Origin of the sequence: Ideonella aquatica (assembly GCF_018069755.1) — a bacterium.
GTDB classification, from domain to species: Bacteria; Pseudomonadota; Gammaproteobacteria; order Burkholderiales; family Burkholderiaceae_C; genus Ideonella; species Ideonella aquatica.
This window is the reverse complement of sequence record NZ_JAGQDE010000001.1, coordinates 413,347-427,145: the sequence shown is the minus strand read 5'-3', so window position 1 is coordinate 427,145 and position 13,799 is coordinate 413,347. Positions and strand designations below refer to the sequence as shown.

The following is a 13,799-nucleotide window of genomic DNA, read 5'->3' as shown; positions in this document are numbered from 1 at the left end:
TGGGAAGGCTTCGAAAGCAGGCTTGCGGAGGACCGCGGCGCCAGCGCCCGTACACTCTCGGGCCAAGTGGATCGGGGGTTCCTGGTTGGCGCTACAGCCTCGGTGGGTTCGCCGGGGCTTTTCGCTTTCTGGTCTGCAGGCGTCCTGGGCACTTAGCAAGTGCGCTTAACAAGCTAAGCGCCAAGCCTTTGATTTCAAAGAGATTTCCGGAAAAGCGCAGGCACTAGGCCGGATTGCTAAGTGGTCTGTTAAGCCGTCACCCTCAGCGTGTAGACCCAGGTGCCCCGCACCCGCTGCCGGTCCAGAAACCCATCGGGCTGACTCCACTTCTTCAGGTAGCGCGACGCCTCCACTTGCGCCGACGCCGAGTCGCCCAACCCCAGCAGTTCTCGCAACTCGGCGTTCTCGATCTGGCGATGGTCGCGCAAGTACTCGCGCACCATCTCCGCGTAGCGGATCGGGTTCAGGCCACGCGTACGGGTGTAGGCAGCCTTGCCTTTCAATTCCTTGGCGACGCCCTTGGACAGGTGGAACGTGGCGGCTGCCGTATGGCCACGCCGCTCCAGCAAGCTCAGCGGCGGGAGGCACATCGGCTCCAGCACACGCCGGGCGTCGTCCTTGCCGAGCTGCAGCACCTGGGCGGCCTGCCCGATGTCGATGAAGTCCTGTCCGATCATTGCATCGAGCACCAGCAACTGGTCCAGCGCCACCTCGGCCCCCTGCGCATCGAGGCGAGCGATCAGCCGCGCCAGCGCGTCGTGGGCCTCCCGGTTGAACATGCGCAGCGTCACTGAGTGGCCGTCGGTCTGGTACTCCGGCCGGCGCTTCCCGTACACCAGCGCCGAACGGAAGATGCGCCGCCGCCCAATGCCCGATGACTCCACCAGCCGCAACTTCACCAGCGCATTGGCCAAGGTACGGTTGCGAGGCACGGCTTCGTGTCGAAGGATGTTGTCGGGCGTGATGCCGGCCACGAAGCCACCGGGGCTGGTCACCACCAGTTCGCCGGCCGAATGCCGCACCAGCACTTCGCCGGGGTTCAGGTAGTCGCGGTGCGTCAGTGCGTTCAGCACCGCTTCGCGCACACCTTCCAGCGGGAACTGCGGGACGCGCAGCTTGAACAGGCCCAGCTCAATTTCCTTCTCGGGGTTCAGCGGGCCCGTGAACACCTGCTCCATCCTGTCAACCGCTTCCAGCAGCGGCAGGCGCTCGATGTCGTTGCGCGCGACGCTGGTTTCGCCGTCATGCAGCACATAGTGGAACTGGGCTTGCGGGCAGCGCTGCGCCAGCACCTCGCGCCGCGCGAACAGCAGCAGGCCGGTGTGGGTGACCTGCCCATCGCGCAAGGCTTCCAACCCGCTGAGGAAGGCCTCGTCCGGCAGTTCCAGCAGCCCCGACGACGGCGCCTTGCTACGAAGCACCTGGCGGGCGCGTTCGATCTGCAAGGGGTCGAGGTCCGTCAACGAAACCCCCGTGGCCGGCGCGCCGCTCCAGTCCACAGCGGCGCTGCGCACCTGCGCACGCTGGAAGCTCACCGGATCCAGCGGCATGCAGTTCTTGCCGATGCGCTGCTTGAACAGGCCTGCCGCGGTGCCGTAGGGCTTGCTATCGCCTTCGGCCACGCGCACGACCAGCAGCTTGCCAGTGCCCTCCGGCACATCGAGCTCGAACACCTCGGCCAACACGCCCGGCCGCGTGCCGTCGAAGATGCCGCGTCGGAACACATCCAGGTCATGGCCGCGCGCACCGTGGATCGCCTGTGCGCGACCGCGCACCCGGTCGGCCACGCCGAACACCACCACGCCGCCTCCCGCATTGGCAAAGCAGGCCGCGTATTCGCACGCCAGCTTGAGGTCTTCCTTCGGCCCTTGCCAAGGCTTGAAGTCAAGGAACTCGCTTTCGAGGTCGTCGGCGACTTGGCTGTTCAACTCGTCGAGCAGTCGCAGCAGGTCGGCGGCATGCGGGACGGACATCAGAGCGCTTCCTCGGTTTCGGCGATGGCCTCGGGCAGGCGGAGCTGACCTGAGATCAGGCGAGGGAGCAGCGCATCGCGAACCTCGGCAAGCGACTGTGCTTGCTCCGCGTTCTGCCGAAACCGCGCGAACAATGGCCCAATGATCGAAGCGAACGCACCTGCGACTTCTCTCGATGGAAGCATGAAGTCGATTCGCCACATGTTCCCTTGGCTGAGCTTGGCCTGCACAGCACCGGTCACGAGATGCTGGATGTTGGTGCTGCGTAGCGAAAGGAGCACGTGCTCAGTACAGATGCCATGGGCACCTTGAAGAACATGCGCGTGGTTGTTCACCCAGAACTTGCCCCATACGTACTGGAGCACCGGCATTCCGTCGGGCTGCGTGACAGATCCGTCTTCACCAACCAGCACGTGAGTGCCTTCAAAGAGGTGGTCGTCGACATGGTCCATCAGGGCGGCAGCGCCGTAATACGGAAATGGGCCGCGTCGCTTTGCGCGTTCCTGGCCTGACAGCGGGATGCGCTTCGAGTCGTAGATGCTCACGACATCTCGAAGGCTGACCCAGCGCCAGCCGCGAGGGATTGGTCCCTTCTCTGAATCCTCGAACCCCTCCGGAAACAAGGCTGCTGTGGCTTCGTCCATGCCGGCCGGGGCGAGGCCTTGGCTCTTGGCGCGAACGGGATCGAAGTCGACGAACCACGACTTGAACAGCGCCTGCGCGATGGCTTCGAGGGTGGCGTTGGTTTCGCGCAGAAGGGCGATGCGCATAGAGACGTCGAAATAGAAATCGCCGATCTCAGCCTGGGCACCGGCATCAGGAACAGGGATGCGGAGCTTGCCAAAATCGCCCTTCTTGAAGTGCGGAATCATTGTTCCGACATGCAAGTTGCTGATCTGCGCTTGAACCAACGACGAACGAAGTGCAGCGAAAAGGTACTTCGGTGAGATCTTCGCAAGGTCGGCCCGTACTGCGACCATGTCTTGGGCAATACAGAAGTCCACTGGATCAGGGCACCAGTTTGTGCGGCCAGGACTGCCTTTGCACACAAACAAAATATCGCCCGGCATAGGGTGCCCGCGGAACCAGGTTCTATAGGTCTCGTCCGCTACGAAGCGTGACGTTTCGTAGCGCGGATAGAGGCTGCTGTCGTCGATACAGTTCGTGGCGATCAACGGCAAACCTGCATCGCCAACCGGGCAAGTCCTGCCGCGGTTATCGACGATGGCCGCGAGAAGCTCGGTGAACGGCCGCCACTCAAAACTCATAGCCAAGCCCGCCTAGCTTCTGCCGAATCACCGCATCCAGCTCCGCCCCCTTCGCCATCTGCTCCCCGAGCTTCTCGGTCAGCGCCTGCATCTTGGCCTCGAAGCCTTCGCCATCGTCCTCGACGGCCTCGGCGCCCACGTAGCGCCCCGGCGTCAGCACATGCCCGTGCTCGGCAATCTCGGCCAGCGCCACGCTGCGGCAGTAGCCAGGCGTGTCAACGTACTCACCCGCGCCCACATCACCGCGCCACGCCGCCACGGTGCCGGCGATGCGCTCGATCACCTCATCTTTCAGCTCGCACTGCACCCGGCTGATCATCGTGGCCAGCTTGCGCGCATCGATGAACAGCACCTCGCCGCGGCGCTGCTGCTTGTCCTTCACCAGGAACCACAGGCAGGCCGGGATCTGCGTGTTGAAGAACAGCTGCCCTGGCAGCGCGATCATCACCTCCACCACGTCGGCCTCCACCATCGCCGCGCGGATCTGGCCTTCGTTGTTCTGGCTGCTGCTCATGCTGCCGTTGGCCAGCACGATGCCGGCGCGGCCACCGGGCTTCAGGTGCCACAGCATGTGCTGCAGCCAGGCGTAGTTGGCGTTGCCCTGGGGCGGGTCGCCGTACTCCCAGCGAGCGTCGCCCGACAGGCTGGGATGCCACCAGTCGCTGATGTTGAACGGCGGGTTGGCCAGGATGAAGTCGGCGCGCAGGTCGGGGAACTGGTTCTTGGTGAAGGTGTCGGCCGGCTCGCGGCCGAGGTTGAAGTCGATACCACGGATGGCCAGGTTCATCGCGGCCAGGCGCCAGGTGGTGGGGTTGGCCTCCTGGCCGAAGATGGCCACGTCGCCCAACCGGCCACCATGGCTGAGGATGAACTCCTCGCTCTGCACGAACATGCCGCCGCTGCCGCAGCAGGGGTCGTACACCTTGCCGTGGTGCGGCGCCAGCACGGCCACCAGCGTCTTGACGATGCTGCGCGGCGTGTAGAACTGGCCGCCGCGCTTGCCCTCGGCGCTGGCGAACATGCCCAGGAAGTACTCGTAGACCTGGCCCAGCACATCGCGCGCAGTGGCCGCGCTCTCGCCGAAGCCGATGGTGGAGATCAGGTCCACCAGCTCGCCCAGCTTGCCGTCAGGAAGCTGGGCGCGGGCGAAGCGCTTGTCCAGGATGCCCTTGAGCTTGGGGTTCTCGGCCTCGATCAGGCTCAGCGCGTCGTCGATGCGCTTGCCGATGTCGGTCTGCTTGGCCGCGGCGCGGATGGCCTCCCAGCGCGCCGCCTCGGGCACCCAGAAGACGTTGGCCTCGCGGTAGTAGTCGCGGTCTTCCAGCTCGGCGGCGATGTCGTCGGGCGTGGCACCGTCCAAGTGGTACTCGTCGGCCGGGTTGGCAAAGCGCAGCGTCAGCTCAGCGCGACGGGCCTGGAAGGTGTCGGAGATGTACTTCAGGAAGATCAGGCCCAGCACCAGGTGCTTGTACTCGGCCGCGTCCATGTTGGCGCGCAGCTTGTCGGCGGTGGCCCAGAGGGTCTTCTTCAGGTCGTCGATCATTCGGGCTTGTTCTTGGTCGGCCGGCGTCGGTGTGCAGGCGGCTCAGTCTAGCAATGGGCGGCGGTTCGGCCCGCGGGGCGATGGCCTTGTCGAAGTGTCCACCCGCGATCGGACAGTTCCACTGGCGGCGCGAAGCACAGGGCCGCGAAAGGGCAGGAGAAGGGCTGCGAGGGCCTCTGCCTCTTTGGTGGGCATGCGCAGTCGTGCCACTTCCGTTGTCCATGGCGCTGGCCGGTGGGCGCTTACGACGTACCGGCCGGCCGGCGCGGTGGACAACTTACGAGGTGTAGACGATAGCAATCGCCTGCCCCATTGCGCTCCTCGATGGATAGGCATGTTCGAATAGCTTGACTCGTAGCACCGCGGTGCCGATCCGAGATAGCCACACCTTTTCCCATCCATCGAACGACTAGGCACGCTGGCCAGTTGGGTCCAGTGCGGGATCCTCCGCAGTAGGTTGACCGGCTGATCGGTTCCTGTGGGAACGAAGATGCTCGTCCAGCACCCGTCCCATGCGCCGGAAGTAACCATGCATGTCGCCAGCGCCGGTCCAGAACGCCCGGTCACCCAGAACATACAGGCGCTTGCGGGCGCGGGTGACCGCCACATTGAGGAGTTGGGGGTTCTTGCCTGCGTAGTGCGAGATCGCGCCCGGCTTGTGGGGATCACCGCCCAGCAGAAGCACGACATAGTCGGCTTCCTTGCCTTGGAAGGTATGGACCGTACCGCACATCTCGGCCGCAACATCCCGGCCGTACTCCTTGGCCAGCAATGCCACCATCTTGCGGGCCACGACGACATAGGGCGTGATCACGAACGCGCGCGGCTTGCCATCTGCGTCGCGGGGTTGGCGCCCGACGAGCTTGCGCATGGCTTGCAAAGCACGCCCCGCCTGCCCCGCAACCCAGTGTCCGTCATGGCCCTCAGACGAGGCGTCCAGCCATTGGCTGGTCGGCGCATCGTGGTCAGGAGGATCGACGCCAGCGCCGTACACCATCTTGTTGTCATAGGCGATGGCATTGGAGATGGAGAACATCGGCTCAATGCAGCGGCGATGGACCAGCAAGGGCGCGCCCAGCCACAGTGGCTCGCCAAGGCCGTCGTCTTGCAGGTACATCCCGTACTGGTTGGACCGATCGGCCAGGGTCTGGGCCGATGCAGTCGGCGGCATGTAGCGCACATGGGCACCGCACCGTTCGCGCAAAGGGTCGGCCAATTCGACCGGCGTCCCCACAATCGGCTCCAACTGCCGCGGATCGCCGACAACGACGGCACGCCGGGCCCGCCACAAAGCCCCGACGCAGTGCTGTGGCGCGGCCTGGCCCGCTTCATCAATCAACAGCCAGGCCAGCTGCTCCCTGCCAACGCCGCGGAACAGTCGTGCACAAGCGGCCAAGGTGGTTGAGACCAGAGGCACCACCAGGAACAAGGTATCCCACAAGGGCATCGGTCCACCGTGCACCTGGTGGGCGCCAATGCGGCCACTGATCAGCCCCATCGAACCATAGAGCGTCGGCTTCAGCTTGCGCCACGCATGGACGATGAAGGACTTGTGCAAATCCAAGGCTGCGGCAAACAGTGCGCGCCGGGCGTGGAACAACTCGGTCCCGGATTGGTAGGGTGCCGTGCGGTGCAGTTCGTCTCTGGGGGCCTCATGGAGACGCCAGACGGCGGCGTCCTGGTCGAAGCATCCCGCCGCATCCAACGCACCACGATGGGCGGCCAGGGCCACGCGGTCCGCTTTCAGCTGAGCTGCGACAGCGTCGAGCGCTTCCGTGGTCTTCTCGGCCCTCGACCGAAGGACGTCCAGGGCCTGCGAGGACCGTTCCAGCCGGGCCTTGGCCTCGTTGTAGTGAGCCTTGGCCTCATGGGTTGACACGATGGTGTCGCCGCACGCCGACCGCGCTGCGGCGTGTGCGACACCCAGTTGGTGCTGGGCTGCGGTCAGCTGGTCCGTCGCCACGCGCAGCTCGCGCTGCCAATGCATCAATCCGGCGCGCTCTTCTTCCAGCTGTTCCAGCTGCCGACGGCGGTGGTCCAGGTCGGCCGTCAATGCGTCCTGTCGCGATTCCCAGCGGTGCTGCCTGCCTCGCCAGAAGAAGGCCGCGATGGCACCGGGCTTCATGGACGCGTGGGCCTGGAGATCTTCCTGGATTCGTGCTCGCGCCAGTTCCTCCTTGGCCACGCTGTCGTCCAAGGCCTCAAGCGTCCGGCGGGGCGCCTGTTGGTGAAGCTGGTCAACCCGGTCCTGCGCAGAACGAAGGGCGTCCTGTTGCCGCACCAGCCGAAGCAGCGCGACAAGGACCGTCTCGGTGCGCTGAACATCGCCGCTGGAAGTGGCCACCTCGGCCTGGGCATCCGCCACTTGATGGGCCAACTCGGACTGTCTGCGGGTGAGCTCCCGATGGCGCTCCTGTTGTTCTTCCAGCCGCTTCGGAAGTACTTCGGTCGCCGCCAACACATCGGCCAGATGAGCAGTTCGCGCCAACGCGGCGCAGGCGCTCTGGCGCGCTTTAGCGTACTGCGCTTTGGCCTCGGACCACGAGGGAACGGTCCCGCCGAATGCGTCGACCCACTCCTGCAGCGTGAACAGTCGCAGCGGATCGGGCGGTTCTTCGGGCTCATCGTCCTGTGCCGTTTCGCGCTTGTCCGCAGGTTTCTTGCGACTTTCATCCTGACGACCATCCCAGAAGTCGGTCGCGAATGCGAAACGGTTGTCCTGTCGTCCGAGGACAGCGGCCACCGCGCCCCATCGCCTGAGCGGGCGCTGCGTCGCGTCTCGGGGCAGACCCAGGGAATCAGCCACCTCGGCAAAGTAGTCCAGGTTTATCGCACGGTCGATCGCCCCCAGGCCGGGCAGGTCCTTGCTGATGTTCTCGGCGGCGCCGTTGGCGTTGCACGCCACCACAACGCCGAAGCCACGCAGCCGATCATCGAGTCTCCAGACCGGATAGGCATGGTTCTCGACATTGAGCCTGGACACAAAAGCGTCCAGCGGGCTTGAGAAGGTCATCAGGGCATCGGCGCGGTCAGACACGATGGCCGCCAGCACATCCTTGAGCAGCGTCGTCTTGCCCGTCCCCGGCGGCCCGTTGACCGAAAAGAGGCCGCCGTCCTCCAGGTCCCGCATGATGGTGTTGACAGCGAACTGCTGAGCCGTGACCAGCGGAAACGCGCCGGGCCAACAGGCCCTGGGCATGCGTTGAGGATGCACGCCATTCACGAGGTGCTCGCGCGAGCTGTCCAGGTCGCAGCGATTTGGGTGGACCGGCGCCTCCAGATACTGGATCAGGGTCGCCCCGCAGCGACCTGCGGTGTACTCGCCCTGCACCCGTTCCAGCTCCTCTGCGTGGAAGCTGTTGAGGGGATCGTCGGGACGCTTGTCCTGGTCCTTAGCAGACGCGCGCAGCGTTTGAATGATCCAAGGCTGAGATTGGGTCGGCCGCCAGCCCGTGGAAGCAAAGACGATGTCAGCAATGGCATGAACGTCGGCGGCGTCGATGGGCCGCACAGCTTGTCGCTCGGCAGCGGCGTCTCCGCTGTCTAGCGAGGGATCCTGGTCGCCCGCTGTCGCGTCGATGCCAGGTTCCGCGTTCGTTTCCGATGCGGCTTCGGCACCGGGGGACGGCGCATCGTCCTCGTCCTGAATGAGCTGACGTGTCCGCAGCAAATCGGTCACAGCCAGTTTGACCCGTTCCTGCACGCCCCCTGGGCCAAAGAAACCTGAGAAGTCAAAGCGTCTGCCTTGGCGCTGCGCAGCTTGCATGCACGCGATGGCCCATGGAACTGTGCTGACAAACACGTCCCCAGCCACTTGGCCGCGCGCGTCGAGAGGGATCACGAAAGACGCCGCATTGACGGGCTGACGTTGCTCACTGAAGTCCATGGGCGGGGCGCCTAGCAGGTCGCGCGCGGTTTCGACCAACTCCGGACCGCTGACGATCCCACCGAACAGCATGAACCGCCGTTTGCCCTTGAACAATCTGTCCAGCGCCTTGATCTTGTCAGGAGCAACCCAAGGCATGTGCTCGTCACCCTCGTCGGCGGGTGGCAGCTCCCACACGCCAACGTCCTTGTCCAGCTGGGGCTGGGGTGGCTTCTGCGGGCTGAGGTACTCGAAGGTCAGCCAGAGTTGCAGCGCAGCGAGTGCGTCACGCCGGGCATCGGGTGCGGACTGCTCGTCCGGGCCCTTGCGCTGTCCGCCCGTTGCCATGGACACATCTCCCTTGCGATGACGCCTGCGGCGTCTCAGCTGCCCCCCTGCCAACGCGCTGTCGTTCGCGAACGAGCAGGCGCAGTGGTGGCTCGACAACAGGATACGACGTCGCCGCTGCGGTTGTCCACGGCGCCGGCCGGTCGGCGCCTGCGACGTACCGGCCGGCCGGCGCGGTGGGCAACACCCGGCATGTTGGCAGTGAGCTTCGCTGCCCAACTGCTTGCGCTGAAGCGTCGAGTTTCCTATCATCGATGCGCGTTAGCTGCCTCGCCTCTGGCGAGCAACCAAACACCGATAGGCCCCCGAAAGAGCGGTGGGACCGACGGCCCGAGATGGGCGTTGGTTCTGGGGTTTTCTTCTCTTCCACACCCCCAGGGGATGCCAGCATCCCCTGCTCTGCGGGCTCTGCTGCGTCTCCTCCATTCCCAAGGAGATCAGCAGATGATGTCAATCCATCTCAATCTGCGCCAGCGCGACTTTCTCGCTGGTGTGGTCCATCGCGTCGCGCTGTTGTACGCGCTCGCCTTTGTGGCCCTGTCCTGGCAACGCCAGGACGGCTGGCTGATGATCTGGTACCTGCCGCTGTGGCTGGTGGCCAGCAACGTGGCTGTGCAACTTCGCAAGGAGCTGCAGCATGGATGACAGCACCTGGCGGTTGATTGCCGCAGCCTATGTCTCGTTCCTGGCGCTGATGGCCGGACCCCTGTGGGTGGTCTGGTCAGACTGGCGCAGTCGCCGCTGATTCAAGCGGCTTCCTGAACACGGCAGCGCCCACCGCGGGTGGCTGCCGCAGCTTGCGGGGCGTCACTGGCGTTGCCAGTGACGCCGCCGCCACCCCCGCGCCAGCTGGACCTTTCCGCCCCCTGCGGCAGTCTGGGCTGCTGCGTGACGCCACTGCGTGACCGATTGGAGCGCTGGCGCCGTGCTGCGCAAGCTGCTCCACCACGAAGAGCTGCTCGCTCTCTGATCTCTGAACTGACAGGCGCAAGGCCTGTCTTGCCGTGCACCCGCACGGCCGCTGACCCCGCGTTCCAGGGGTTGGTATGCGCGTCACCAGGGTCGGCCCCAAAAGGGCCGCACACCAAGGCGCATGCCCGCCAATGCCGTACGTACTGCGGCGGCGAATGCCCATTCGAACAGTACCCCACCGGAGTGGTGTCCGGAGGTCTTCGCTCTGCTGCGGCAGAGGTCCCGGTCAGGTACGCCTGCCAGGACGACCAGAAACACTGACCCAAGCAGACACACCGCCCCCCCCAAACGCAAACGTTCAGAGAAAGAGCCTGAGATGAAGAACCTGAACTTTCAGCTGCGCCAGCTGTCGGCGCGCAACCGCGACGGCAGCCATGCCACGCAGGCCAACCGCGAGCGCATGCTGAGCCTGATCGCCAACCAACTGGATGGCCTGGGCTACCGCGACCTGCACGCCGACAACCTGCGCGAGAAGCATGTGGCCGCGCTGGTGAGCCACTGGACCGAGTCGGGCATCTCCGCTGCGACCATCAAGAACCGCCTGGCCGCGGTGCGCTGGTGGGCGGAGAAGGTCGGCAAGGCCAATGTGGTAGCGCGCGACAACGCCACCTTGGGCGTGGAGCGACGCAGCTACGTCACCAACGAGGACAAAGCCAAGTCACTGACCGAGGCGCAGCTGGAGCGCGTGAGCTCGGCCCATGTGCTGGCGTCGCTGGCGCTGCAGGCAGCCTTTGGGCTGCGGCGTGAAGAGTCCCTGAAGATCCGGCCGGACATGGCCGATGGCGGCAACGTCTTGAGGCTGCAGGGCTCCTGGACCAAGGGCGGTCGGCCGCGCGAGGTGCCGATCGTCAACGAGGCGCAGCGGCAGGTGCTGGAGCGGGCCAAGGACCTGGCTGGAAAGGGCAGCCTGATTCCCGAGGGCCTGACCTACCGCGAGCACCTGGCCAGCTTCCGCGCGCAGTGCCAAAGGGCCGGCATCAACGGCGTGCATGGTCTGCGGCACCGGTACGCGCAGGAACGCTACGAGGCGAAGACCGGCTGGAAGGCACCGGCTGCCGGCGGGCCCACACGGCGCGAGCTCAGTGGCGAGCAGCGGTCTGTCGACGCACGGGCGCGGCTGGAGATCTCGCTCGAGCTGGGCCACGCGCGCGAGCAGATCGTGGCGATCTACCTGGGGCGCTGAGCATGGAACGCCTTAACACCCCACTGCTGTCTGGCGAGCCGCTGATCGCTGTGTCGCCGTCGGTAGCGCGCTACCTGGACCCGGCCTCGGCCATCTTTCTGCAGCAGCTGCACTACTTTGCCGGGCTGAAGGCGCAAGACCCCCGGCGCCATGCCGACTGCCTGATCGACGGCCGCTACTGGGTCTATTGGAACCAGCGCGACCTGCTGCAGCGCGTACCGATCGGGCTGTCGATCGACCCTCACAAACGGGTGATTCGCCAGCTGCGCGAATGCGGTGTGCTGCTGGTGGAGCAACACCGCAAGCAGCACTGCGACCGCACCAACTTCTTCGCGATCGACCATGAACGGCTGCAGGCGGTGCTGGCCGCCGCGAAGAGCAGCCGTCCCACCGGTGGCAGCGCCACCGATCGACCGACGATGGGCGCCTCGGTGGATCAGCAGCACACGTCCCCACCGGCGGGTGGCGTGGACGCCGACCACTGTACAGAGATGTCTTTCAAGAGATCTCTCAAGACCACCCCACCCCACGTGGAGGTGGTGGTGAGAGACGACTCTCCTGGCGCAGCGAACGATGCGGGTTTTGGTGTGCTTGTCGACACCAGCGGTGAGGCCAGGACGCTGGCGCTCACCACCGCCGCCGAGCCCTACCGCGCCACGTTGCAGCACTGCGTGGCCGAGTTGTCGGCCGACGACCAGCAGCGGGTGGCAGACGAGTTCTCGGACCGCATGGAACGCGCTGCACTGGGGCAGGTGGCCCCGATCGGCGACACCGTGGCCTGGCTGGGTCGCTTGGTGGCGGCTGTGCAGGGCGGATCCTTCCAGCCCAGCGGTGGGCTGCGCATGGCCTTGCGCAGGCAGGCGCAGCACCGCCAGCAGCAGGCACCGGCCGTGACGCAGCCCGGCGATACGCGGGACGCACAGGCCGAAGCCCAAGCACGCGCACAGTGGCAGCGGCGCCTGGACCTGGCCAGCGAGGCCGAGCTGCTGGCCTGGGCCGAACGCGCCGCCGCAGCCGCCTGGCCGCCGCGCGCCAGGCTGGCCCGCGAAGCCGTGTTGGCGCGGCAGTTGCCCGTAGCGCTGGAGGCGGTGGCGGTGATGAAGGGCTGGCGCGACCTGCACGGCGACGTGCCCGAGCAGCCATGAGCCGGCCCACCCTGCCACGCGGCCTGAGCTACCTGGCCGCCATCGAGTATGCCGGCGTCAAGCGCAAGACCTTCGACACCCATTGGCGCCCGCGGCTGACGCCGATGCGCCAGGGCGCCTGCCTGATCTTCGACCGGCACCAGCTCGATGCCTTGTTTGACGCCCTGCTGCAGGAATCCGCTGAGCGCTCTGGCCCGGCCAGCCCGTCGACACCCGCTGAATCGCAGAGGCAGAATGGCCCCAGGAATGAGTGGCCCAGCCTGGAGAAAGGAGCACATCCATGGGCCAAAGAGGACTCTACCAAGACGCCGCCGGCTATTGGCAGGTCGACAAGCAGTACCGGGGACACCGACTACGCGAGCGTTTCAGCACGCATTCGCAAGCGCAGGACTGGTTGATCCGGCAGACCGAGCGGCTGCGTGCCGTGCTGGTCGACGGTGAGCGGGCTGTGCGTCGCTTTGACGAGGCGGCCACCCACTACCTGCTGACCTACCAGAGCAAACCCACCATCGTCACGGAGTCGCATTTGCTGGACGCGGTCATGCCCGACATCGGTCACCTGGGCCTGCACCAGGTGCACGACGGCACGCTGGCACCTTTCATCAGGCGCCGGCTGGCCCAGGGCCGCTCGCACAAGACGGTCAACCTCAGCCTGGGCGTGGTGCGTCGCATCCTGAACCTGGCAGCGCGCCACTGGCGCGACGAGAACGGCAACACCTGGCTGACGCATGCGCCGGCCATCACGATGCTGCCGCTGGTAGGCCATCAGCGCGAGCCCCGGCCGATCACCTGGAGCGAGCAGCGCGAGCTGTTGCCCCGCCTGCCAGCCCACCTGGCGCGCATGGCCTTGTTCGTCCTGAACACCGGTGTGCGTGACGACGTGGTCTGCAACCTGCGCTGGGCCTGGGAGATCCAGGTGCCGGAGCTGGGCATCTCCTTGTTCGAGGTCCCCCGCGAACACGTGAAGGGCCGGCGTCGACCGCGGGTGGTGGTGTGCAACAGCGTGGCGCAGCAGGTGATCGAGTCGGTGCGGGGCATGCACGAGGACTACGTCTTCGTGTACCGGCGCGAGCGGGTGAAGAACCTGGCGCTGCCGGCGCAGATGCCCTACCGGCCGGTGCAGATGATGAGCAACACCGCCTGGCAACGGGCCCGCAGGGAGGCGGGCCTAGGGGACCTGCATGTGCATGACCTGCGGCACACCGTGGGCATGCGGCTGCGGGAGTGCGGCGTGCCGGAAAGCACGGTGGCCGATCTGCTGTGGCACAGCACCCGCTCGATGACCCAGCACTACAGCGTGGCGCAGATCGTGGAGCTGCATGCCGCGCTGGAGAAGATCCGCGAGGACAGCGGACGCTGGAACAAGAGCCTGGCCACGCTGCGGCGCGAGCATGAGGAGCGACAACGCGAGGGACGTGGGGAGAAAGTCCCCGAAAAGTCCCCAGACCAAAGACAAACGGGCTAGACGCCGAAGCATCTAACCCGTTGATCTAGAACGCAAA

General features: G+C 65.8%; 9 protein-coding genes. 5 read left to right on the top strand and 4 right to left on the bottom strand.

Annotation, left to right across the window (positions count from 1 at the left end):
• Nucleotides 1-248 precede the first annotated feature (248 nt).
• The 4 genes from KAK06_RS01915 to KAK06_RS01900 all read right to left on the bottom strand — a co-directional run bounded on the left by KAK06_RS01915 (nucleotide 249) and on the right by KAK06_RS01900 (nucleotide 8,997).
• Nucleotides 249-1,973 (bottom strand): DUF8451 domain-containing protein, encoded by a 1,725-nt coding sequence (locus KAK06_RS01915; protein WP_210800066.1) that lies wholly within the window; start codon nucleotides 1,971-1,973, stop codon nucleotides 249-251.
• Complete coding sequence (locus KAK06_RS01910) at nucleotides 1,973-3,241, bottom strand: restriction endonuclease subunit S (RefSeq protein ID WP_210800064.1); 1,269 nt, start codon at nucleotides 3,239-3,241, stop codon at nucleotides 1,973-1,975. The genes KAK06_RS01915 and KAK06_RS01910 overlap by 1 nt, the downstream gene beginning before the upstream one ends.
• Entirely contained in the window at nucleotides 3,231-4,784 is a 1,554-nt protein-coding gene (locus KAK06_RS01905; protein WP_210800063.1) for a class I SAM-dependent DNA methyltransferase, read from the bottom strand. Before KAK06_RS01905 ends, KAK06_RS01910 begins: the two co-directional genes overlap by 11 nt.
• 409 nt (nucleotides 4,785-5,193) lie before the next feature.
• Entirely contained in the window at nucleotides 5,194-8,997 is a 3,804-nt protein-coding gene (locus KAK06_RS01900) for a DEAD/DEAH box helicase (RefSeq protein WP_210800061.1), read from the bottom strand.
• A gap of 444 nt (nucleotides 8,998-9,441) precedes the next feature.
• On the opposite strand from KAK06_RS01900, the gene KAK06_RS01895 reads away from it, so the two are divergent.
• The 5 genes from KAK06_RS01895 to KAK06_RS01875 all read left to right on the top strand — a co-directional run bounded on the left by KAK06_RS01895 (nucleotide 9,442) and on the right by KAK06_RS01875 (nucleotide 13,762).
• Nucleotides 9,442-9,642: a hypothetical protein gene (locus KAK06_RS01895; RefSeq protein WP_210800059.1), complete on the top strand. Its 201-nt coding sequence runs from the start codon at nucleotides 9,442-9,444 to the stop codon at nucleotides 9,640-9,642.
• A 643-nt stretch (nucleotides 9,643-10,285) separates the two neighbouring features.
• On the top strand, nucleotides 10,286-11,152 hold the full coding sequence (locus KAK06_RS01890; RefSeq protein ID WP_210800058.1) for a phage integrase N-terminal domain-containing protein: 867 nt from the start codon (nucleotides 10,286-10,288) through the stop codon (nucleotides 11,150-11,152).
• 2 nt (nucleotides 11,153-11,154) lie between these two features.
• Nucleotides 11,155-12,297: a hypothetical protein gene (locus KAK06_RS01885; protein WP_210800057.1), complete on the top strand. Its 1,143-nt coding sequence runs from the start codon at nucleotides 11,155-11,157 to the stop codon at nucleotides 12,295-12,297.
• Nucleotides 12,294-12,695 carry a hypothetical protein gene (locus KAK06_RS01880; RefSeq protein WP_210800055.1) on the top strand — a complete coding sequence of 134 codons (402 nt, stop codon included), beginning with the start codon at nucleotides 12,294-12,296 and terminating at the stop codon, nucleotides 12,693-12,695. The genes KAK06_RS01885 and KAK06_RS01880 overlap by 4 nt, the downstream gene beginning before the upstream one ends.
• Nucleotides 12,692-13,762, top strand: a complete 1,071-nt coding sequence (locus tag KAK06_RS01875) for a tyrosine-type recombinase/integrase (RefSeq protein ID WP_210800053.1) — start codon at nucleotides 12,692-12,694, stop codon at nucleotides 13,760-13,762. The genes KAK06_RS01880 and KAK06_RS01875 overlap by 4 nt, the downstream gene beginning before the upstream one ends.
• Nucleotides 13,763-13,799 lie beyond the last annotated feature (37 nt).